The following is a 20,807-nucleotide window of genomic DNA, read 5'->3' as shown; positions in this document are numbered from 1 at the left end:
CGACGGCGTGCGCTCCCCCGGCTCCGGTGCGATGCGAGTGCCGCCCTCCGCGGTGCCCCAGGGGCGCGGGGAACTGCGCGACCGGCCACGGTGTGCCCGCGCCCGGAGGACGGGCCGCGGGCGAACGGCGCCTCGCTGTCGGTACCGGCCGTTAGGCTCGCCGCATGGCTGTGAACACGTCCCCCGACACCCCGCTCCCCGTCGGCGAGGTGTCCAGGATGATCGGGGGCTGGATCGACCGGCTCGGGGCGGTGTGGGTCGAGGGACAGATCACCCAGCTGTCGCGGCGCCCCGGCGCGGGGGTCGTGTTCCTGACGCTGCGCGACCCGTCGTACGACATCTCCGTCAGCGTGACCTGTTACCGGCAGGTCTTCGACGCCGTCGCGGACGTCGTCGGCGAGGGCGCCCGCGTCGTCGTCCTGGCGAAACCCGAGTGGTACGCCCCGCGTGGCCAGCTGTCACTCAGAGCCGCCGAGATAAAGCCCGTCGGCGTCGGTGAGCTGCTGGCACGGCTCGAGCGGCTGAAGAAGGCGCTCGCGGCCGAGGGACTGTTCGCACCGGAGCGGAAGAAGCCGCTGCCGTTCCTGCCGCAGCTGATCGGCCTGGTGTGCGGGCGGGCCTCCGCCGCGGAGCGGGACGTGCTGGAGAACGCCCGGCACCGCTGGCCCGCCGTCCGCTTCGAGGTGCGCAACGTCCCCGTGCAGGGCGTGCACGCCGTCCCGCAGGTCGTCCAGGCGGTGAAGGAGCTGGACGAGATGGACGACGTGGACGTCATCATCGTCGCCCGCGGCGGCGGCAGCGTGGAGGACCTGCTGCCCTTCTCCGACGAGCAGCTCGTGCGGGCGGTGGCGCAGTGCCGTACGCCCGTCGTGTCCGCGATCGGGCACGAGCCGGACAACCCGCTCCTGGACCACGTCGCCGACCTGCGCGCCTCCACCCCGACCGACGCGGCGAAGAAGGTCGTACCGGACGTCGGCGAGGAGGTCGAGCGGGTGCGGATGCTGCGGGACCGCACCCGGCGCTGCATGAACGCGTTCCTGGAGCGGGAGGAGCGCGGCCTTGCGCACGCGCTGGCCCGGCCCTCGATGGAGGACCCGCACCGGATGATCGACGAACGGGCCGATCAGGTGGCGTCCCTGACCGAGCGGAGCCGGCGGACCCTGGGGCATCTGCTGGACCGCGCGGACTCGGAGCTGACACACACCCACGCGCGCGTGGTGGCCCTCTCCCCAGCGGCCACGCTCAAGCGGGGTTACGCGGTCCTGCAGAAGGCCGACGGGCATGTGGTCCGGGACCCGGAGGAGGTCGCGCGGGGCGAGGCGCTGCGCGCCCGGGTCGCCGGTGGCGAATTCACAGTGAAGGCAGGCGAATGACCAGCAAGGTGGACGAGGCGCTCTCGTACGAGCAGGCGCGGGACGAGTTGATCGAGGTCGTACGGCGCCTGGAGGCGGGCGGTACGACGCTGGAGGAGTCCCTGGCGCTGTGGGAACGCGGTGAGGAGCTGGCCAAGATGTGCCGCCGCTGGCTGGAGGGGGCGCGGGCCCGGCTGGACGCGGCGCTGGCCGAGGAGGCCGGGGAAGAGGACGCCGAGTAGCCGCGGCACTTAGGAGTTGTGAAGCGGATCACCACACCCCCGGTTTTGTTGAAGGTTGAACTTCATGTCGCGTAGGGTCGGGTGCGTCAGCCGGTCCGGCAGCCCCGGACCGGACGCGCACACGAGGAAGTCACGCATGTCTCTCGTTCTTGACCCCGCCGCCCAGGACCTGCTGTTCCGCGAGGCCCGCACCGCGAACACCTTCACCGACGAGCCCGTGACCGACGAGCAGGTCCAGGCGATCTACGACCTGGTCAAGTACGGTCCCACCGCCTTCAACCAGACCCCGCTGCGCATCACCCTGGTCCGCTCCGCCGAGGCCCGCGAGCGCCTGGTGCAGCACATGGCCGAGGGCAACCAGGCCAAGACCGCCGCCGCCCCGCTGGTCGCGATCCTGTCCGCGGACAACGAGTTCCACCAGGAACTGCCGGCCCTGTTCCCGGCCTTCCCGCAGGCCAAGGACGTCTTCTTCGCCGAGCGCCCGGCCCGTGAGGGCTCCGCGGCACTGAACGCCGCCCTGCAGGCCGCCTACTTCGTCGTCGGCGTCCGCGCCGCCGGCCTGGCCGCCGGCCCGATGACCGGCTTCGATTTCGAGGGCGTCCGCAAGGAGTTCCTGGACGACGACCACACCCCGCTGATGGTCGTCAACATCGGCAAGCCGGGCCCGGACGCCTGGTACCCGCGCTCGCCGCGACTGGCGTACGACGACGTCGTCACCACCGTCTGAGCCACCGCGGACACCCACCGCGGACACACGAAGAGGCCCCCGGCGCCGCCGGGGGTCTCTGTCGTACGCGGTTCTCACTGCATCTTCAGCGCCGCCGCCATCTTCGTCAGCTCGGCGAAGGACGCCGTGCCGGCCACCACCGTCGTGGAGCCGGGCGTGTCCCGCAGGACGAGGGCGTCGTAGCGGCCGCCGGTGTAGCGGGTCCAGGTACGGTCGCCGATCTTCTCGGTCCGCTTCGTCGCCGACGCGCCCTGGCTGGCATCGTCGATGAGCTCGGCGGGCTTCTGCGTGGACTGCTCGACCTGCACGTACTCGCCGTCCGGGGTCTGGAAGCCCAGGTGCCAGCGGTCGTGATTCTCGCCCTGGAAGCGTACGGAGGTCGCCTTCCAGGTACTCGGCAGGCCTTCGGGTGCGGCCACCGGATAGCTCACCGCGCGCCGCGTCGTGAGCAGCTCGACCCGGTAGTCGACCCGCTTGAGGTCGGGAGCGTGATCGTCGTGCGGGATAGTGAGGAAGTAGACGACCGCAGCCGCAATCCCGATGAGGACCAGGGAGAGGATCATGTCCCGGGCCGTCTTCTGCTTACCGTTCGAACCTGCCACGCCCCCTATCGTCGCAGGTGCCCCATGTGCTCATCCGTGGGGCCCCCTGCTCATTTTGACTGCCTAACGATAGAGTCGGTGGCCAAGACCCTCATCCGGCCGTCGTCGTATCAGAAAGGTGCGCTCCGATGACCGAAAATCATCACCTGCCGTCCGAACTCGATGTTCCCTCCGAGGCTCCCGACCGCAACCTCGCCCTGGAACTCGTCCGGGTGACCGAAGCCGCCGCGATGGCAGCGGGCCGCTGGGTGGGGCGCGGCGACAAGAACGGCGCCGACGGTGCCGCGGTACGTGCCATGCGGACCCTTGTCTCCACCGTGTCGATGAACGGTGTCGTCGTCATCGGGGAGGGCGAGAAGGACGAGGCCCCGATGCTCTTCAACGGAGAGCACGTGGGCGACGGCACCGGTCCCGAGGTGGACATCGCCGTCGACCCGATCGACGGCACCACGCTGACCGCCAAGGGCATGCCGAACGCGATCGCCGTCCTCGCCGCCGCCGAGCGCGGCGCCATGTTCGACCCGTCCGCCGTGTTCTACATGGACAAGCTGGTCACCGGCCCCGAGGCCGCTGACTTCGTCGACATCAACGCGCCGGTGGAGGTGAACATCCGCCGGATCGCCAAGGCCAAGCGGTCCGCTCCGGAGGACGTCACCGTCGTCATCCTGGACCGGCCGCGGCACGAGGGCCTGATCCGGGAGGTCCGGGAGGCCGGCGCCCGCATCAAGCTGATCTCCGACGGCGATGTCGCCGGCTCGGTGTACGCGCTGCGCGAGGGCACCGGCGTCGACCTGCTGCTCGGCATCGGCGGCACGCCCGAGGGCATCATCTCGGCCTGCGCCGTGAAGTGCCTGGGCGGCACCATCCAGGGCAAGCTGTGGCCGAAGGACGACGAGGAGCGGCAGCGGGCGATCGACGCCGGGCACGATCTGGACCGGGTGCTCACCACCGACGACCTGATCTCCGGTGAGAACGTCTTCTTCGTCGCGACCGGCATCACCGACGGTGAGCTGCTGCGCGGGGTGCGGTACCGCTCCGAGACCGCGCTGACCGAGTCGATCGTGATGCGGTCCAAGTCGGGGACGGTACGGCGGATCGACTCCGAGCACCGGCTGCGCAAGCTGCGGGCCTACAGCGCGATCGACTTCGACAAGGCCAAGTAGCGCCCGAACGGGGGGCGCGGGATCGTCGGCGCGTGCAGGTCATTCGTGGCTGGACGCGCCCAGGCGGCGGAGCCGCGTGTCAGACACAGCCCCGCGCCTCTTCGGGCCTCCTCGGGCAGGGACGCGCCCTCTGTGCGGAGAGGGCGCCCCTCACCCGCTCAACCGGCTATACGGTTCGCCGTCGCCCTCGCCGTCTTCTTCAGTTCCATCTCCCGGCGGCGGCGCCTCGCCAGGACCACGCGGCGTTCCGCTGCCGTGAGGCCGCCCCAGACGCCGTAGGGCTCGGGCTGGAGGAGAGCGTGTTCGCGGCACTCGACCATGACCGGGCAGCGGGCGCAGACGCGCTTCGCCGCCTCCTCACGGGACAGCCGGGCGGCCGTCGGCTCCTTCGACGGGGCGAAGAACAGGCCGGCCTCGTCACGCCGGCACACCGCCTCGGTGTGCCATGGGGCGTCTTGGTCCCTGTCCCGCGCTGACACCCGCTGGGCCGGCACAGCAGCTACCTGCAGGGACGAATGCGGCGGTTGCAGCACGGTCTACTCCTGACGACGGCTTCGCGAGCGAGAGACGATGCAGCAAGGCCTACCCGCTGTGCGCACGCCTATGCACTGCGTTTCCAACCGCGGGCGCGCGGCGGCTCGTTCACGCCCCCGCGCCGGTGCCCCGAACGGACCGGGCCCGTCCGGTCACCGGCGGGTCCGCGACCGTCACAGGTCCAGGTGCTTGCGCAGTTTCCGGTCCACCTTGTCCTGCACGCGCTCCAGGATGTCGGCGACCAGCTTGCCGCGCTTGGGCCGCGCCTCCACGTTGCCGAGGACGGCCCAGCCGTCGACGTAGACGACCGGGGCGTCGGACTCGGCCGAGTCCAGCGGACTCACCTCGAAGTTGCCCAGCACCCCGCCACCGGTGCCGCGCAGCGAGACGTTCTCCGGGACGCGGATCTGTACGTCGCCGAAGACCGAGACGGCCTTGATCACGACCTGCTGGTACTCGAAGACCGCCTCACTGAGGTCGATCTCGACACTGCCGAAGACCGCGTACGCGTGCAGGCGGCGGCCGGCGCGCCAGCGGCCCCGGCGCACGGCGCTGCTGAACACGGCCACCACGCTGGCATCCGCCTCGGCCGGTATCACGCCCGGAGCGGGGCGCGGTGGTACCGGCGCGTAGGCGGGGGCGGCGGACTGCCGGTGGGCGGCGGGCAGGTCACGGATGAAGACCTCCAGCTCCCCCACCGTCTTGGCGTGCAGCACTCCCTCGACGCGCTCGGCGTGCTCGTCGGCGGTCAGCCGGCCCTCGGCGAGGGCCTCACGGAGGATGTCGGCGACCCGGTCGCGGTCGGCGTCCGAGGCGCGCAGTTCGGAGACGCGCGGTCCGGCGTCCTGGATGGGGGCGGGCTTCTGAAGGTCCACCGCAGCAGCGTACCGAAACGCGATAGATCGCGACTAGGGGTGTGGAGAACCCCGGGCGTGTCGAACTGAGCCTTACCTCACAGCTTCCGTGCCGACGGCAGGTTCTAGGCTGGTGAGGCCCGCCAGCGTCGGCGGGCGCCGTCCGTCAGAGTGAGGAATGGGCTGCGATGCCTGAGTTCGCGTACACCGATCTGCTCCCCCAGGGCGAGGACACCACCCCCTACCGGCTGGTGACCTCGGAGGGTGTGTCCACCGTCGAGGGACCGGACGGGCGGACGTTCCTCAAGGTGGAGCCGGAGGCGCTGCGCAAGCTGGCCGAGGAGGCCATCCACGACATCCAGCACTACCTGCGCCCGGCCCACCTGGCGCAGCTGCGCCGCATCATCGACGACCCCGAGGCCTCGGGCAACGACAAGTTCGTCGCCCTGGACCTGCTGAAGAACGCCAACATCGCGGCGGCCGGTGTGCTGCCGATGTGCCAGGACACCGGCACGGCGATCGTCATGGGCAAGCGCGGGCAGAACGTCCTCACCGAGGGCGAGGACGAGAAGCACCTCTCGCACGGCATCTACGACGCCTACACCAAGCTGAACCTGCGCTACTCGCAGATGGCCCCGCTCACCATGTGGGAGGAGAAGAACACCGGCTCCAACCTGCCGGCCCAGGTCGAGCTGTACGCGACCGACGGCGGCGCGTACAAGTTCCTGTTCATGGCGAAGGGCGGCGGCTCGGCCAACAAGTCCTTCCTGTACCAGGAGACGAAGGCCGTCCTGAACGAGGCCTCCATGATGAAGTTCCTGGAGGAGAAGATCCGTTCCCTGGGTACGGCCGCCTGCCCGCCGTACCACCTGGCGATCGTCGTCGGCGGCACGAGCGCCGAGTACGCGCTGAAGACCGCGAAGTACGCCTCCGCGCACTACCTGGACAACGCCCCGACCGAGGGCTCGCCGCTCGGACACGGCTTCCGGGACGAGGAGCTGGAGGAGAAGGTCTTCGAGCTGACGCAGAAGATCGGCATCGGCGCGCAGTTCGGCGGCAAGTACTTCTGCCATGACGTCCGCGTGATCCGCCTGCCCCGCCACGGTGCCTCCTGCCCGGTCGCCATCGCCGTGTCCTGCTCGGCCGACCGCCAGGCCGTCGCGAAGATCACCGCCGAGGGCGTCTTCCTGGAGCAGCTGGAGAAGGACCCGGCGCGCTTCCTGCCGGAGACCACGGACGAGCACCTCGACGAGGCCGGCGACGTCGTGAAGATCGACCTCAACCAGCCGATGGACACGATCCTCGCCGAGCTGACGAAGTACCCGGTGAAGACCCGCCTGTCCCTGACCGGCCCGCTGGTGGTGGCGCGTGACATCGCGCACGCCAAGATCAAGGAGCGGCTGGACGCGGGCGAGGAGATGCCGCAGTACCTGAAGGACCACCCGGTGTACTACGCGGGCCCGGCGAAGACCCCCGAGGGCTACGCCTCCGGCTCCTTCGGCCCGACGACGGCCGGCCGCATGGACTCCTACGTCGAGCAGTTCCAGGCGGCGGGCGGCTCGAAGGTGATGCTCGCCAAGGGCAACCGCAGCAAGCAGGTCACCGACGCGTGCGACGCCCACGGCGGCTTCTACCTCGGCTCCATCGGCGGCCCGGCCGCCCGCCTCGCCCAGGACTGCATCAAGAAGGTCGAGGTCCTCGAGTACGAGGAGCTGGGCATGGAGGCCGTCTGGAAGATCGAGGTCGAGGACTTCCCGGCGTTCATCGTGGTGGACGACAAGGGCAACGACTTCTTCCAGGACCCCGCCCCACAGCCGACGTTCACGTCGATCCCGGTGCGCGGGCCCGGCCTCGGCTGACCCGGTAGCGGTACCCGTGCAGAGCCCCTGGCCCGAGCGGCCGGGGGCTCTCGTCGTCTCACGGTGGCGGCTGCCGCGACGGCGACGGCCGTGCATCCGATCCTGGATCCGGCGCGTTGCGTGACGCCTCCCCGGAGCGGGTGTCACCGCCGGTGTGTACTGGCGGGTAGTTAGATGGGAATACGGGCGCCACGACAAGTGCTCACGTTTTCGGAGGTACGACGATGACGACCGAAGAGCCGCAGTACCGGATCGAGCACGACTCGATGGGCGAGGTCCGGGTCCCGGCCCATGCCAAGTGGCGGGCGCAGACCCAGCGTGCCGTCGAGAACTTCCCCGTCTCCGGGCAGCGGATCGAGCGGGCCCACATCGAGGCGCTGGCGCGCGTCAAGGCGGCCGCGGCGAAGGTGAACGCCGAACTCGGGGTGCTGGACAAGGAGGTCGCGGAGGCGATCCAGGAGGCGGCCGGCGAGGTCGCCGCGGGGAAGTGGGACGAGCACTTCCCGGTGGACGTGTTCCAGACGGGCTCGGGGACCTCCTCCAACATGAACGCCAACGAGGTCATCGCCACCCTCGCCACCGAGCGGCTCGGCCGGGACGTGCACCCCAACGACCACGTCAACGCCTCGCAGTCGTCCAACGACGTCTTCCCGTCCTCCATCCACATCGCGGCCACCGCCGCGGTCACCCATGACCTGGTCCCGGCACTCGAGCACCTCGCCGCCTCCCTCGAGCGCAAGTCCGGGGAGTTCGCCGACGTGGTGAAGTCCGGCCGGACGCATCTGATGGACGCGACGCCGGTGACGCTCGGGCAGGAGTTCGGCGGGTATGCGGCCCAGGTGCGGTACGGCGTAGAGCGGTTGCGCGCCTCGCTGCCCCGGCTGGCGGAGCTGCCGCTCGGCGGCACGGCGGTCGGTACCGGCATCAACACCCCGCCGGGGTTCTCCGCCGCCGTCATCGAGGAGGTCGCCCGGACCACCGGGCTGCCGCTCACCGAGGCCCGCGACCACTTCGAGGCGCAGGGCGCCCGGGACGGGATCGTGGAGGCCAGCGGCCAGCTCAAGACCATCGCCGTCGGCCTGACGAAGATCGCCAACGATCTGCGCTGGATGTCCTCCGGGCCGCGCACCGGTCTCGCCGAGATCCGGCTGCCCGACCTCCAGCCCGGCTCGTCGATCATGCCGGGCAAGGTCAACCCGGTCGTCCCCGAGGCCGTGCTGATGGTCGCCGCGCAGGTCATCGGCAACGACGCCACCATCACCACCGCCGGTGCCGCCGGGAACTTCGAACTGAACGTGATGCTTCCGGTCATCGCCAAGAACGTGCTGGAATCCGTGCGGCTGCTCGCCAACGCCTCGCGGCTGCTGGCCGACCGGACCGTCGACGGCATCACCGCGGACCGCGAACGCGCCCGCGAGTACGCCGAGTCCTCCCCCTCCGTGGTCACCCCGCTCAACAAGTACATCGGCTACGAGGAGGCCGCGAAGGTCGCCAAGAAGTCCCTCGCGGAGCGCAGGACGATCCGCGAGGTCGTCCTGGAGAGCGGGTACGTGGAGCGCGGCGATCTGACGCTGGAGCAGCTCGACGAGGCCCTGGATGTCCTGCGGATGACACGCCCGTAACCGCGAGCGAACCTTTCCGGCCACCGCTGTACAACCGTGACACGCACCGCAGCGTCGTATGCCTACGGCACCTAATATCTGTGCATGACGGACGACGGAGCGGTGACACGAGTGGAAGCGGGACCTGCCACGTACTGGACCCCCGGAACGCAGATCCTGTGGCGCTACCGGGAGAACGCCGGCGAGCACGTCCACATCGCCCGGCCCGTCACCGTCGTACGCGACGACGCGGAGCTGCTCGCGGTGTGGCTGGCGCCCGGCACCGAGTGCCTGCGGCCGGTCCTGGCCGACGGCACCCCCGTGCACCTGGAGCCGCTGGAGTCCCGCTACACCAAGCCGCGCGCGGTCCAGCGGGACCGGTGGTTCGGCACGGGTGTGCTGAAGCTCGCCGAGCCCGGCCGGCCCTGGTCGGTGTGGCTGTTCTGGGAGCCGGGCTGGCGGTTCAAGAACTGGTACGTCAACCTCGAGCAGCCCCTGTCCCGTTGGTCGGGCGGGGTGGACTCCGAGGACTACTTCCTGGACATCTCCGTGCACCCGGACCGCACATGGCACTGGCGGGACGAGGACGAGTTCGCGCAGGCCCAGCGGGACGGGCTGATGGACGAGGCGACCGCCGAGCGGGTGCGTGCGGCCGGGCGTGACGCGGTGGCGGTCATCGAGGCCTGGGAGTCGCCGTTCCCGGACGGCTGGCCGCGCTGGCGCCCGGACCCGTCCTGGGCGGTACCGTCACTTCCCGATGACTGGGACCGTACCCCCGCGCACGTGTCCTCATGAGACCCTTGATGCGCCCCCAGGCAAGAAACGTAGGATCGTCCTCCGCAAGGGCGCGTTAGTGCAACTCCCGGAGCATGCGCCGGGCTTGACCGATCGTCACCGAGGGGCGGCAGGACGTGAGCGAGGGGTACCAGGGGAACACCACCGCCGGCCGCCACGGCCCCGCCGGTGGCACGGCGACAACCGCTGAGCATGCGGGAATTCCGTTCCTGGGGCACGTATTGCGGGTATCGGGATTTCTGCGGGACCGACTGCGCGCCCGGCGCGCAGCCCCGGACGGATGGATGCGACACGCGTGACGGAGCAGCCCACCTCCTTCGAGCGCCCCCAGCCGGGCGGCGACCCCGCGGAGGCCCGCGGGGCGCTCTTGCGTACCCCGAAACCGCCCGGCAGCTCGGGGTTACCGGTGCAGGCCCGGGCCGACGGGACGCCCTCCGGCCCGGGGACGGCCACGCCCTGTGGCAAGGGAAAGGACGGCAAGGGAAAGGAGCCCCCAGTCGACGGCCCCGAGCACTCCCAGCCCGCCACCGCCGAACCCGGCGCACACCGCCCGCGCCCGGCGCCGGAGGCCATTCCGCCCCAGCCCGGTGCCGAGCAGGAGCGGGCGCCGGGCGGTCCGGAACGCCGTACCGGGCGGGGGTTGCCACCTGGGCGGCCGATGCCCATGCGGCGTGACGGTGACCGGCTGCGTTTCGTCGGCGCGGCCACCCGGCGGATCGCCCGCGGGCTCGACCTGGACGAGATCGTGATGGGGCTGTGCCGGGCCACCGTGCCGACCTTCTCGGACGCGATCCTGGTCTATCTGCGCGACCCGCTGCCGGTCGGTGACGAGCGGCCCACCGGACCGGTGGTGCTGCGGCTGCGCCGGACCGACCGCATACCGGAGGAGCGGGACACCGACGGGGTGCTGCTGCCGGCGGCCTTCGAGCCGGAGCCGGAGCCGACCGCGCTGGCGGATCTGTCCGCGCTGACGACCGAGCTGTGCGAGGTGCGTCCCGGCGGTGCCCTGAACGAGGTGCTGCGCGGGGTGCGGCCGGTGTTCGCCGACGCGCCCGCCGCCCGGGCCGCGTTGCCCGAGCTGCTCGGCGAGGGCGGCGAGGCGGTCGTACCGGAGGGGCGGCACGCGATCCTCGCGCCGCTGCGCGGCCGGCGCCGGGTGATCGGCGCGGCCCTGTTCCTGCGCCGCCCGGAGCGGCCGGCGTTCGAGGCGGACGATCTGCTGGTGGCCGCGCAGCTGGCCACGCACAGCGCGCTCGGCATCGACAAGGCGGTGCTGTACGGCCGGGAGGCCTACATCGCGGACGAGCTGCAGCGCACCATGCTGCCCGAGACCCTGCCCCGCCCGACGGGTGTGCGGCTGGCCTCCCGGTATCTGCCGGCCGCGGAGACCGCGCGGGTCGGCGGCGACTGGTACGACGCGATCCCGCTGCCCGGCAGCCGGGTCGCGCTGGTGGTCGGTGACGTCATGGGCCACTCCATGACGTCGGCGGCGATCATGGGCCAGCTGCGTACGACGGCCCAGACGCTGGCCGGGCTCGACCTGCCGCCGCAGGAGGTGCTGCACCACCTGGACGAGCAGGCGCAGCGCCTGGGCACCGACCGCATGGCGACCTGCCTGTACGCGGTCTACGACCCGGTCACGCACCGCATCACCATCGCCAACGCCGGCCATCCGCCGCCCGTGCTGCTGCACCTGGGCGGGCGGGCCGAGGTGCTGCGGGTGCCGCCGGGCGCGCCGATCGGGGTCGGCGGGGTCGACTTCGAGGCGGTCGAGCTGGACGCGCCGGCCGGGGCCACCCTGCTCCTGTACACGGACGGGCTGGTGGAGTCCCGGCTGCGGGACGTGTGGACCGGGATAGAGCAGTTGCGGGAGAAGCTCGCCGCGACCGCGCAGCTGACCGGGCCGGACCATCCACCGCCGCTGGAAGCGCTGTGCGACGAGGTGCTGGACATGCTGGGCCCGGGCGACCGGGACGACGACATCGCGCTGCTCGCGGCTCGCTTCGACGGGATCGCGCCGAGCGATGTCGCGTACTGGACGCTGGAGCCCGAGGACTCCGCCCCCGGCCAGGCCCGTCGGCTGGCCCGGCGCGCGCTCGCCCGCTGGGACCTGGAGGACCTGACGGACTCGGTGGAGCTGCTGGTCAGCGAGGTCGTGACGAACGCCGTACGGTACGCGTCCCGGCCGGTGACGCTGCGCCTGCTGCGCACGGACGTGCTGCGCTGCGAGGTCGGCGACGACGTGCCGCAGCTGCCGCGTCTGCGGCAGGCTCGGGCCACGGACGAGGGCGGGCGGGGTCTGTATCTGGTCAACAGGCTGGCCCGGCGCTGGGGCGCGACCCGGCTGAGCACCGGCAAGGTGGTCTGGTTCGAGCTGAACCGGGGCTGAGTCCCGCCGCGTGACGACGGCGAAGGGGCGCCCGGAGGAATCCGGGCGCCCCTTCTTGCGCGCGTCTACTGGTTGAAGTCGCTCTGGGGATCGAGCGGGTCCTCCGTGACGGGAGCCGTCGGCGGCCCGGTGGTGGGAGTGGGGGACGGCGTCTGCGACGGGGTCTGCGACGGCGTCTGCGACGGGGTCTGGGACGGCGTCGGCGACGCCGACTGGGATGTCGGCGGCTCGCTGCTCGGCGTCTGCGACGGCGTCGGGGACGGCGTGGGGGAGGACGGCTTCGTCCAGCTCGGGGTCGGCTCGACGGCCGCGCCCTGGGTGGTGTTCAGATCGAACCTGGACTTGTCCGTCACGCCGAAGGTGTACGCGGCCCAGATCTTCGCCGGGGGTCCGCCACCGTTCACTCGGCCGCCGCCCATCGCGCCCTTCAGCGACACATGGGCGCCCTTCTTGATCGGTACGCCGTCACAGCCGGTGCCGCCGGCCTTGTCCGCCTCGCCGAACAGACCGACGGAGGTGACCAGGTCGGGCGTGTATCCGGTGAACCAGGCCGAGCGGTTGCAGTCGGACGTACCCGTCTTGCCCGCCACCTGCCGGCCGTTGCGCAGCGGGTTGCTCGCCACCGAGATCTTGGCCGTGCCGTCGTCGACCACGCCGGTGAGCACGGAGGTCACCGTGTCGGCGGCCGTCCTGCTGAGCACCGAACCGCCGACGGGGTCCGGCATGTGCACGGAACGGCCCTTGGTCTCGGCGGACTTGATGAGGGTCGGGGTGACCTTGTAGCCGTGGTTGTCGAGGGTGGCGTAGATCCCGGCCATCTCCAGCGGGCTGGCGCCCATGGAGCCCAGCGTCTGCGCCGGTACGGCCTGCATGCCCTTGGTGTCCATGCCGAGCTTGTTCGCCGTGCCCATGACCTTGTCCATGCCGACGTCCACGCCCATCTGCGCGAAGACGGAGTTCACGGACGCGTTCATCGCGTTCTGGACGGTGATCTTGTCGTAGTCCTGGTTGTCCTCGTTCGGCGGGGCGAAGCCGACCCTGGAGCCGTGGTCCAGCACCTGGCGGCGGCTGGTGCCGTCGTAGATCGTGTCGGCGGTGATCGGCTTGCCGTCCTGCGTGGTGGCGTCCTGCTCCAGCGCGGCGGCGAGGATGACCGGCTTGAACGTCGAGGCCGGCTGGTAGTCCGTGCGGGTGGCGTTGCTGTAGTAGTGCTTGTAATAGTCCACGCCGCCGTACAGCGCGAGGATCTTGCCCGTCTTGGGATCGACGGAGACGGCACCGGCCTGGACGTCGCGGTCGACCTTGCGCTTCTTCTTGTCGAGCCTGCTCGTCAGCTCCGACTTGACGGCCTGCTCCAGGGCGGCCTGCTTCTTGCGGTCGACATTGAGGGTGATGGTCCAGCCCTGGCCGATGACCGCGTTCTCCGCCTGGCCCTGGCTCAGCCCCTCCTGGTCCATCAGCTGCCGCTCCAGCTGCTGGTTGGCCAGCTCGACGAGGTAGCCCTTCTGCCCGCCGAGGCCCGGGGCGCCCTTGGGCTCCTTGGGCTTCGGGAACTTCATCTCGTCGCGCTTCGCCTTGGGCAGCCAGTGCTCCTCGACCATGTTGTTCAGGACGTAGTTCCAGCGTTCCTGGACCAGCCGCTTGCCGGTGGGCGTGGCGACCGCCCAGTCGTACTGGCTGGGCGCCTGCAGCAGGGAGGCCAGGTAGGCGCCCTGCTGGACCGAGAGCTTTTCGGCGTCGACGTGGTAGTAGGCCTGCGCGGCGGCCTGGATGCCGTAGGCGTTGCGGCCGTAGTAGCTGGTGTTGATGTAGCCGGCGAGGATGTCGTCCTTGGACTTCTCGCGGTCCACCTTCAACGAGATGACCAGTTCCTTCAGCTTGCGCGTGACGGTCTGGTCCTGGTTGAGGTAGTAGTTCTTGACGTACTGCTGGGTGATCGTCGAACCGCCCTGCTTGCCCTTGCCGGCCAGCGTGTTGAGCAGGCCGCGGGCGGTGCCTTTGAAGTCGACTCCGGCGTCGTGGTAGAAGCTCTTGTTCTCCGCCGCGACGAAGGTCAGCTGGACCTCGCGCGGCACCCTGGACAGGTCGACGATCTCCCGGTTGACCTTGCCGTCGCGGGCCAGGACCGTTCCGTCGCTGAACTTGTAGACGTTGCTCTGCCGTTGTGCGGCGGCGTTGCCCTCGGGGACGTCCACGTACAGGTAGAGGCCGATGAAGGCCGCTATGCCCAGCAGGCACACCCCGAAGAAGGTCCCGAGGATCTTCTTCCAGCTGAATATCCGGCGTATGAGGCTCTTGGCGGGCTTGCCGCCGGCCGCGGTGGACGCGGTACCGGCCGCGGTGGACGCGGTACCGGCCGCGGTGGACGCGGTACCGGCCGCGGTGGGTGCGCTGCCGGCCGTGGGTGCGGAGCGGCGGCGCTTGGGCGCCGCGCGGTGGCCACCGCGCTGCCGCGCTCGTCTTTCTTCCGCTCGTCCCATGGGTCCCTACGCTCGCTTCCGTCTGGGGGTCAGCTCCGAAAGCTAACACCCGTCTATATGACAAAGGGCGTCCGATCCGCTCTTTTACGGACGTGACAATCAGCACCCGCCCCAAGGGAACCGACGGATATGAGCGCCGTAAGGTTGCTTGACAGATTAAAGTGATATCTCTTAGCTAGAACGAAGCTAGGCGCTCCGGATGGGCGCCACCGAGAACGGGGGATCACCCATGTCCGCACCCGACCCCGCGCCCGACCCCGCCCAGGAGGCGGCCGCCACCGCCGACGTGCCCGAGATGCCCGCCCCGCGAGTGCGGGAGTTCCCCGCGCACAGCATCGGCGGCGGGCTCGCCCTGCTGCTCGGACTGATCGGCCTCGGCGCCGCCGGCGCGCTGTTCGCCGCCGCCGCCGCGATCTCCGTCGCCGGCGCCAAGGCCGGGCTGGTCATAGCCGGCGTGCTCGTCTTCCTCGCCGCGGTCATGGGGATGCGCGGCCTGAACACCGTCGCCCCCGGCGAGGCGCGGGTCGTGCAGCTCTTCGGGCGCTACCGGGGCACGATCCGGCAGGACGGCCTGCGCTGGGTGAACCCCTTCACCTCCCGGACGAAGATCTCCACCCGGGTGCGCAACCACGAGACCGCCGTCCTCAAGGTCAACGACGCCTACGGCAACCCGATCGAGCTGGCCGCGGTCGTGGTCTGGAAGGTCCAGGACACCGCCCAGGCGGTCTTCGAGGTGGACGACTACGTCGAGTTCGTCGCCACGCAGACCGAGACGGCCGTACGGCACATCGCGATCGAGTACCCGTACGACGCGCACGACGAGGACGGCCTGTCGCTGCGTGGCAACGCCGAGGAGATCACCGAGAAGCTGGCCGTCGAACTGCAGGCGCGGGTGGAGGCGGCCGGGGTACGGATCGTCGAGTCACGCTTCACGCACCTCGCGTACGCTCCCGAGATCGCCTCGGCAATGCTCCAGCGGCAGCAGGCGGGGGCGGTCGTCGCGGCCCGCCGGCAGATCGTGGACGGTGCCGTCGGAATGGTCGAGGCGGCACTCGCCCGGATCGCCGAGCGGGACATCGTGGAGCTGGACGAGGAACGGAAGGCGGCGATGGTGTCGAACCTGATGGTGGTGCTGTGCGGTGACCGGGCCCCGCAGCCGGTCCTCAACACCGGGACGCTTTACCAGTGACGGACTCTCCGGAGGCTCCGAAGCGCCGACCGCAGCAGCGCAAGCAGGTGCTGCTGCGGCTGGACCCGTCGGTGTACGAGGCGCTCGCCCGGTGGGCCGGGGACGAACTGCGGTCGGCAAACGCACAGATCGAGTTCCTGCTGCGCAGGGCGCTGGCCGAGGCGGGACGCCTGCCGAAGGACACCGGACCGCTGCCCCGCAGGGGACGGCCGCCTGTATCGGAACAGTGACAATAGGCCTCCACCTGCGAGAGTGTACGCCCTGCCATGATCTCCACACTCGGCGTATACACCCCGCGTATACACCGTGTGTAGTGTGGTCGGCATGTCCATCGGTCACACCCTCCTAGGACTCCTGGAGTCCGGCCCGCGCCACGGCTACGACCTCAAGCGGGCCTTCGACGAGAAGTTCGGTCACGACCGGCCGCTGCACTACGGCCAGGTCTACTCCACGATGTCCCGGCTGCTGAAGCACGGCCTCGTGGAAGTCGACGGGATCGAGGCGGGCGGCGGCCCCGAGCGCAAGCGGTACGCCATCACCGACGCCGGCGTCACCGATGTGGAGCGCTGGCTCGCCACCCCGGAGAAGCCGGAGGAGTACCTCCAGTCGACCCTCTACACCAAGGTCGTCCTCGCGCTCCTCACCCACCGGAACGCGGCCGACATCCTGGACACCCAGCGCGCCGAACACCTGCGCAGCATGCGGATCCTGACCGACCGCAAGCGCAAGGGCGATCTCGCAGACCAGCTGATCTGCGACCACGCCCTGTTCCACCTGGAGGCCGACGTGCGCTGGCTGGAACTGACCGCGGCGCGCCTGGACAAGCTCCGTACGGCGGTGACCGAATGACCAGCGTTCCCCCTCCCGGCTCCCTGCTCACCGCCGAGAACCTGCGCAAGGCCTACGGCCCGACGGTCGCCCTCGACGGCGCCGGGTTCTCCATCCACCCCGGTGAGGTCGTCGCCGTGATGGGCCCCTCCGGCTCCGGCAAGTCGACGCTGCTGCACTGCCTCGCCGGCATCGTGCCGCCCGACTCCGGCTCGATCACCTACGCCGGCCGCGAGCTGGCGACCATGCGCGACGCCGAGCGCAGCGCGCTGCGCCGCAGCGAGTTCGGGTTCGTCTTCCAGTTCGGCCAGCTCGTCCCCGAGCTGACCTGCGTGGAGAACGTGGCCCTGCCGCTCAGGCTGAACGGCACCTCCCGCAAGGAGGCCGAGCGGGCCGCGCTCGGCTGGATGGAGCGCCTGGAGGTGGACGACCTCAAGGGCAAGCGGCCCGGCGAGGTCTCCGGCGGCCAGGGGCAGCGCGTCGCGGTGGCGCGGGCGCTGGTCACCGGGCCGCGGGTGCTGTTCGCCGACGAGCCGACCGGCGCGCTGGACTCCCTCAACGGCGAGCGCGTGATGGAGCTGCTGACCGACGCGGCCCGCTCCACCAACGCGGCCGTCGTGCTGGTCACGCACGAGGCCCGGGTGGCCGCCTACTCCGACCGGGAGATCGTCGTACGCGACGGCAGGTCCCGGGACATGGAGCGGGCGATATGAACCTGCGGCAGTGGTCCAGGGATCTGGGCATGGGGGTCCGGTTCGCCGTCACGGGCGGGCGCGAGGGCTGGGTCCGGATGCTGCTGACGGCGGTCGGCGTCGGCCTGGGCGTGGCCCTGTTGCTGCTGACGACGGCGCTGCCCCATGTGCTGAGCGTGCGGCACCAGCGCGAGGAGGCTCGTCAGGACGTCACGTTCGGCGCGGCCATGCCGCGGAAGGGCGACAACACGGTGCTGGTCGGTTCGGCCGACACTCTGTGGCATTCCAAGGACATCCGTGGCCGGCTCCTTGACCCCGAGGGGCCGCGTGCGCCGCTGCCGCCCGGTGTGGGCCGCTTCCCGGCGGACGGCGAGATGGTCGTCTCACCCGCGCTGAAGGAGTTGCTCTCCTCGGACGGGGCGAAGCTGCTGCGCGAGCGTCTCGCTTACCGGATCACCGGGACGATCGGCGAGGCCGGGCTGATCGGCTCGCACGAACTCGTCTACTACGCCGGTAAGAGGGGGCTGAAGGCGACGCCGGACAGCACGCGTGTGGTGCGGCTGACCGCGTTCGGTGATCCGCACCCGACGACCGAACGGGCCGACCCGGTGCTGATCCTGATGATGCTGGTCGTCTTCGTCGCGCTGCTGATGCCGGTCGCCGTCTTCATCGCCGCGGCCGTACGGTTCGGCGGCGAGCGGCGCGACCGCCGGCTGGCCGCGCTGCGACTGGTGGGTTCCGACAGCCGGATGACCCGGCGGATCGCGGCGGGCGAGGCGCTGGCCGGGGCGCTGCTCGGGCTGGTCGTGGGTACCGTGTTCTTCCTGATCGGGCGGCAGGCGGCCGGCTCCGTCGAGGTGCTGGGCGAGAGTTTCTTCCCCAGCTATCTGAACCCCTCCCCTGCGCTGGTGGCCCTGGTCGCGGTGGCGGTCCCGTCGGCCGCCGTGCTGGTGACGCTGTTCGCCATGCGGGGGGTGGTCGTCGAACCCCTCGGGGTGGTGCGCGCGGCCAAGCAGGCCCGGCGCCGCCTGTGGTGGCGGCTGCTGCTGCCGTTGGCGGGCCTGGCGATGCTGTACCCGATGATCGGCAACGGCCGCTCGCACGGCGACTTCAACCAGTACCTGGTCGTCGGCGGTGTGATGCTGCTGCTGGTCGGTGTGACCGCGCTGCTGCCGTGGCTCGTGGAGGCAGTCGTCGTCCGGCTCGGAGCCGGTGCGGTGTCCTGGCAACTGGCTGTGCGACGGCTGCAGTTGAGCAGCGGTACAGCGGCCCGCATGGTCAACGGCATCGCGGTGGCGGTGGCCGGGGCGATCGCGCTGCAGATGCTGTTCGCGGGCGTGGAGAGCCAGTACACCAAGGACACCGGCCGGGACCCCCACCGGGCGCAGATGGAGATCGACCTGCCCGACCAGCCCCGTATGTCGCTCGTGGGCCGGGACTTCGCCGGCACCAAGGGCGTACGGGCGGTGGTGGCGACGTCCACCGGGTCGCTCGGCGACAAGCGCCGCGACCCGGACACGACGGCGAGTGTCGTCGCCGGTGACTGCGCCGCGCTGCGTGAGCTGGCCCATCTGCCGTCCTGCCGGGACGGCGACGCGTTCGTGGTGTCCGGCGAGGACGACAACCCCGCCCTGCGCGCGCTGCTGCGACCGGGCCGGCACGCCTTCCTCGACCCGACCTACTCGGCTGCCAACCACGGCCGGGAGCTGCCCTGGACGGTACCGGCCGGCACGCGCCGGGCGACCCCCCGCAAGGACTCGCTGCAGGGTTCCATCAGCGGTCTGCTGGTCACCCCGTCCGTACTGCCCACGCAGGCCGTGCCGACGCTGTACAGCCAGGTCTACGTCCGCCTCGACCCGTCGGTGCCGGACGCGGAGGAGTATGTGCGGAACACGGCCGCGCGGATCGACCCGCTCTCCAACGCCTGGAACTGGGCGTCGACCGAACAGTTCTCCAGGTACACCTCCCTGCGCACCGGCCTGTTCGTCGGCGCGATCGGGGTACTGGCGCTGATCGGGGCGAGCCTGCTGGTCTCCCAGCTGGAGCAGTTGCGGGAGCGGCGCAAGCTGCTGTCGGCGCTGGTCGCCTTCGGCACCCGGCGCCGCACGCTGGGCCTGTCGGTGCTCTGGCAGACGGCCGTCCCGATCACCCTCGGCCTGCTGCTGGCCTCGGCGGTGGGCCTCGCCCTCGGCGCGGTGCTGCTGAAGATGGCGGCCACCCCGGTGACCGTCGACTGGGCGAGCGTGCTGTCCATGACCGGCGCCGGCGCGGCGGTGGTCCTCACCGTCACCCTGCTCAGCCTGCCGCCCCTGCTGCGGATGATGCGGCCGGAGGGGCTGCGTACGGAGTAACGGCGTGGTGCGCCAGGGGCCCTTCCCGCCGGGAGGGGCCCTTCCCGCCGGGAGGGGCCCTTCCCGCCGGGAGGGGCCCTTCAGGCGTCCTGCTCCAGCACCCGCACCGGCAGTGAACGCAGGGCCTCGCGCAGGGCCGCCGCCAGCTCTTCGTACTCCGCGCCGCGCGCCGCTCCCGCCCGCATCGCCAGGGCGACACGGCGACTGGGCGCGGGCTCGGCGAAGTAGCCGGTGAGGAGCTGACTGCTGCGGGTGGTCTCCAACTTCATTGCGGTGCGCGGGAGCAGGGTGCAGCCGAGACCGCCCGCGACGAGCTGGACCAGTGTGGACAGGCCGGCGGCCGTGGTGGTGACCGGCGCGTCCTCCCGGCCGGCCTCCCGGCAGATGTCCAGGGCCTGGTCGCGCAGGCAGTGTCCCTCGTCCAGGAGCAGCAGGTTGAGTTCCTTCAGTGCCTCGCGCGGGATGCCCTCGCGGCCGCCGAGCCAGTGGTCGAGCGGGGTGACGAGCACGAAGTCCTCGTCGAACAGGGGGAGTTCCACGATTCCCGGCACACCCAGCGGCACCGCCAGCAACAACAGGTCGAGCCGGCCGGAGTTCAGGCCGTCGATCAGGTTGGCGGTCTGCTCCTCGTGCACCTGCAGGTCGAGGTGCGGGTACCGTTCGTGCACCAGCCGCAGCACGGTGGGCAGCAGATACGGCGCGACGGTCGGGATGACCCCGAGCCGCAGCGCCCCCGTGAAGGGCGCCCGGACCGCCTCGGCCTCCTCCAGCAGTGCCCCGACCGCCTCCAGCACCGCCTTCGCCCGGACGGCGAGGCGCTCCCCCGCGGGCGAGAGCAGCACCTTGCGGGTCGTACGCTCGAGGAGGGTCACCCCGAGGGTCTCCTCCAGCGCCGAGACCGCGCCGGACAGGGCGGGCTGGCTCATGCCGATGGCGGCGGCCGCGTCCCGGAAGTGCAGATGCTCGGCGACGGCGGCGAAGGCACGCAGCTGCGCGAGGCTCGGCTGCCTCCGCTTGCCGTTACTGATGGTCACTGATAACTACCTCCGATCAACATGACCGAGTGTAGCTATTTCCCTAATCAATCCACCCTGTGCCAACATCGTCAACGTCCAACCCATGGGAAAGACCCTCAAAAGGGGTGTTTCT

18 protein-coding genes are annotated in these 20,807 nt (G+C 70.9%); 13 read left to right on the top strand and 5 right to left on the bottom strand.

The genetic code is table 11. The features are described 5' to 3' along the window. Positions 1-164: 164 nt before the first annotated feature. From xseA to AC07C1_RS16685, 3 genes are all read left to right on the top strand, one after another. Positions 165-1,373 carry an exodeoxyribonuclease VII large subunit gene (gene xseA, locus AC07C1_RS16695; protein WP_478939619.1) on the top strand — a complete coding sequence of 403 codons (1,209 nt, stop codon included), beginning with the start codon at positions 165-167 and terminating at the stop codon, positions 1,371-1,373. Further along, on the top strand, positions 1,370-1,594 hold the full coding sequence (locus tag AC07C1_RS16690) for an exodeoxyribonuclease VII small subunit (protein ID WP_478939617.1): 225 nt from the start codon (positions 1,370-1,372) through the stop codon (positions 1,592-1,594). Before xseA ends, AC07C1_RS16690 begins: the two co-directional genes overlap by 4 nt. 136 nt (positions 1,595-1,730) lie before the next feature. After that, positions 1,731-2,321, top strand: coding sequence for a malonic semialdehyde reductase (locus AC07C1_RS16685; RefSeq protein WP_478939615.1), 591 nt, complete (start codon positions 1,731-1,733; stop codon positions 2,319-2,321). Positions 2,322-2,395: 74 nt separating this feature from the next. On the opposite strand, the gene AC07C1_RS16680 is transcribed toward AC07C1_RS16685, so the two are convergent. Beyond that, complete coding sequence (locus AC07C1_RS16680; protein ID WP_478939614.1) at positions 2,396-2,923, bottom strand: DUF4245 domain-containing protein; 528 nt, start codon at positions 2,921-2,923, stop codon at positions 2,396-2,398. A 128-nt stretch (positions 2,924-3,051) separates the two neighbouring features. Between AC07C1_RS16680 and glpX the strand changes: the two genes are divergently transcribed. Next, entirely contained in the window at positions 3,052-4,086 is a 1,035-nt protein-coding gene (gene glpX, locus AC07C1_RS16675; RefSeq protein WP_478939612.1) for a class II fructose-bisphosphatase, read from the top strand. A gap of 158 nt (positions 4,087-4,244) precedes the next feature. Here the strand turns inward: glpX and AC07C1_RS16670 are convergent, their stop codons facing one another. After that, positions 4,245-4,619 carry a WhiB family transcriptional regulator gene (locus tag AC07C1_RS16670; RefSeq protein ID WP_478939611.1) on the bottom strand — a complete coding sequence of 125 codons (375 nt, stop codon included), beginning with the start codon at positions 4,617-4,619 and terminating at the stop codon, positions 4,245-4,247. Between the two features lie 174 nt (positions 4,620-4,793). Then, positions 4,794-5,495 (bottom strand): DUF1707 SHOCT-like domain-containing protein, encoded by a 702-nt coding sequence (locus AC07C1_RS16665; protein WP_478939609.1) that lies wholly within the window; start codon positions 5,493-5,495, stop codon positions 4,794-4,796. A 167-nt stretch (positions 5,496-5,662) separates the two neighbouring features. On the opposite strand from AC07C1_RS16665, the gene AC07C1_RS16660 reads away from it, so the two are divergent. The 4 genes from AC07C1_RS16660 to AC07C1_RS16645 all read left to right on the top strand — a co-directional run bounded on the left by AC07C1_RS16660 (position 5,663) and on the right by AC07C1_RS16645 (position 12,118). Beyond that, a complete protein-coding gene (locus tag AC07C1_RS16660) occupies positions 5,663-7,333 on the top strand; it encodes a fumarate hydratase (protein WP_478939607.1) in 1,671 nt (556 codons plus the stop codon). 224 nt (positions 7,334-7,557) lie between these two features. Further along, positions 7,558-8,955 carry a class II fumarate hydratase gene (locus tag AC07C1_RS16655; protein WP_478939605.1) on the top strand — a complete coding sequence of 466 codons (1,398 nt, stop codon included), beginning with the start codon at positions 7,558-7,560 and terminating at the stop codon, positions 8,953-8,955. A gap of 84 nt (positions 8,956-9,039) precedes the next feature. Continuing rightward, positions 9,040-9,729 carry a cytidylyl-2-hydroxypropylphosphonate hydrolase gene (gene fomD, locus AC07C1_RS16650; RefSeq protein ID WP_478939603.1) on the top strand — a complete coding sequence of 230 codons (690 nt, stop codon included), beginning with the start codon at positions 9,040-9,042 and terminating at the stop codon, positions 9,727-9,729. 295 nt (positions 9,730-10,024) lie between these two features. Next, positions 10,025-12,118, top strand: a complete 2,094-nt coding sequence (locus tag AC07C1_RS16645; protein ID WP_478939601.1) for a SpoIIE family protein phosphatase — start codon at positions 10,025-10,027, stop codon at positions 12,116-12,118. Positions 12,119-12,183: 65 nt separating this feature from the next. On the opposite strand, the gene AC07C1_RS16640 is transcribed toward AC07C1_RS16645, so the two are convergent. Beyond that, entirely contained in the window at positions 12,184-14,598 is a 2,415-nt protein-coding gene (locus AC07C1_RS16640) for a transglycosylase domain-containing protein (RefSeq protein WP_478939599.1), read from the bottom strand. 229 nt (positions 14,599-14,827) lie between these two features. On the opposite strand from AC07C1_RS16640, the gene AC07C1_RS16635 reads away from it, so the two are divergent. From AC07C1_RS16635 to AC07C1_RS16615, 5 genes are all read left to right on the top strand, one after another. Beyond that, on the top strand, positions 14,828-15,787 hold the full coding sequence (locus AC07C1_RS16635; RefSeq protein WP_478939597.1) for an SPFH domain-containing protein: 960 nt from the start codon (positions 14,828-14,830) through the stop codon (positions 15,785-15,787). Then, positions 15,784-16,017, top strand: a complete 234-nt coding sequence (locus tag AC07C1_RS16630; protein WP_478939595.1) for a type II toxin-antitoxin system antitoxin — start codon at positions 15,784-15,786, stop codon at positions 16,015-16,017. The genes AC07C1_RS16635 and AC07C1_RS16630 overlap by 4 nt, the downstream gene beginning before the upstream one ends. 94 nt (positions 16,018-16,111) lie before the next feature. Beyond that, positions 16,112-16,636: a PadR family transcriptional regulator gene (locus tag AC07C1_RS16625; RefSeq protein ID WP_478939593.1), complete on the top strand. Its 525-nt coding sequence runs from the start codon at positions 16,112-16,114 to the stop codon at positions 16,634-16,636. Beyond that, positions 16,633-17,328, top strand: a complete 696-nt coding sequence (locus tag AC07C1_RS16620) for an ABC transporter ATP-binding protein (RefSeq protein ID WP_478939591.1) — start codon at positions 16,633-16,635, stop codon at positions 17,326-17,328. Before AC07C1_RS16625 ends, AC07C1_RS16620 begins: the two co-directional genes overlap by 4 nt. Next, the gene (locus AC07C1_RS16615) at positions 17,325-19,658 is read left to right on the top strand and encodes an ABC transporter permease (RefSeq protein ID WP_478939590.1); all 2,334 of its coding nucleotides are present in this window, start codon (positions 17,325-17,327) and stop codon (positions 19,656-19,658) included. The genes AC07C1_RS16620 and AC07C1_RS16615 overlap by 4 nt, the downstream gene beginning before the upstream one ends. A gap of 80 nt (positions 19,659-19,738) precedes the next feature. Here the strand turns inward: AC07C1_RS16615 and AC07C1_RS16610 are convergent, their stop codons facing one another. Continuing rightward, a complete protein-coding gene (locus AC07C1_RS16610) occupies positions 19,739-20,692 on the bottom strand; it encodes a LysR substrate-binding domain-containing protein (protein ID WP_478939588.1) in 954 nt (317 codons plus the stop codon). Positions 20,693-20,807: the final 115 nt, after the last annotated feature.

The sequence above is a fragment of the Streptomyces sp. NPDC045022 genome (assembly GCF_056432605.1).
Note: the sequence above shows the minus strand (reverse complement) of the source record. Positions and strands in the feature narration are given on the sequence as shown.

What these genes read in the sequence shown, in the direction of transcription:
- xseA (WP_478939619.1), top strand. Translation starts at nt 165, where the DNA reads ATGGCTGTGAACACGTCCCCCGACACCCCGCTCCCCGTCGGCGAGGTG.
- AC07C1_RS16690 (WP_478939617.1), top strand. Translation starts at nt 1,370, where the DNA reads ATGACCAGCAAGGTGGACGAGGCGCTCTCGTACGAGCAGGCGCGGGAC.
- AC07C1_RS16685 (WP_478939615.1), top strand. Translation starts at nt 1,731, where the DNA reads ATGTCTCTCGTTCTTGACCCCGCCGCCCAGGACCTGCTGTTCCGCGAG.
- glpX (WP_478939612.1), top strand. Translation starts at nt 3,052, where the DNA reads ATGACCGAAAATCATCACCTGCCGTCCGAACTCGATGTTCCCTCCGAG.
- AC07C1_RS16660 (WP_478939607.1), top strand. Translation starts at nt 5,663, where the DNA reads ATGCCTGAGTTCGCGTACACCGATCTGCTCCCCCAGGGCGAGGACACC.
- AC07C1_RS16655 (WP_478939605.1), top strand. Translation starts at nt 7,558, where the DNA reads ATGACGACCGAAGAGCCGCAGTACCGGATCGAGCACGACTCGATGGGC.
- fomD (WP_478939603.1), top strand. Translation starts at nt 9,040, where the DNA reads ATGACGGACGACGGAGCGGTGACACGAGTGGAAGCGGGACCTGCCACG.
- AC07C1_RS16640 (WP_478939599.1), bottom strand. Translation starts at nt 14,598, where the DNA reads ATGGGACGAGCGGAAGAAAGACGAGCGCGGCAGCGCGGTGGCCACCGC.
- AC07C1_RS16635 (WP_478939597.1), top strand. Translation starts at nt 14,828, where the DNA reads ATGTCCGCACCCGACCCCGCGCCCGACCCCGCCCAGGAGGCGGCCGCC.
- AC07C1_RS16625 (WP_478939593.1), top strand. Translation starts at nt 16,112, where the DNA reads ATGTCCATCGGTCACACCCTCCTAGGACTCCTGGAGTCCGGCCCGCGC.
- AC07C1_RS16620 (WP_478939591.1), top strand. Translation starts at nt 16,633, where the DNA reads ATGACCAGCGTTCCCCCTCCCGGCTCCCTGCTCACCGCCGAGAACCTG.
- AC07C1_RS16615 (WP_478939590.1), top strand. Translation starts at nt 17,325, where the DNA reads ATGAACCTGCGGCAGTGGTCCAGGGATCTGGGCATGGGGGTCCGGTTC.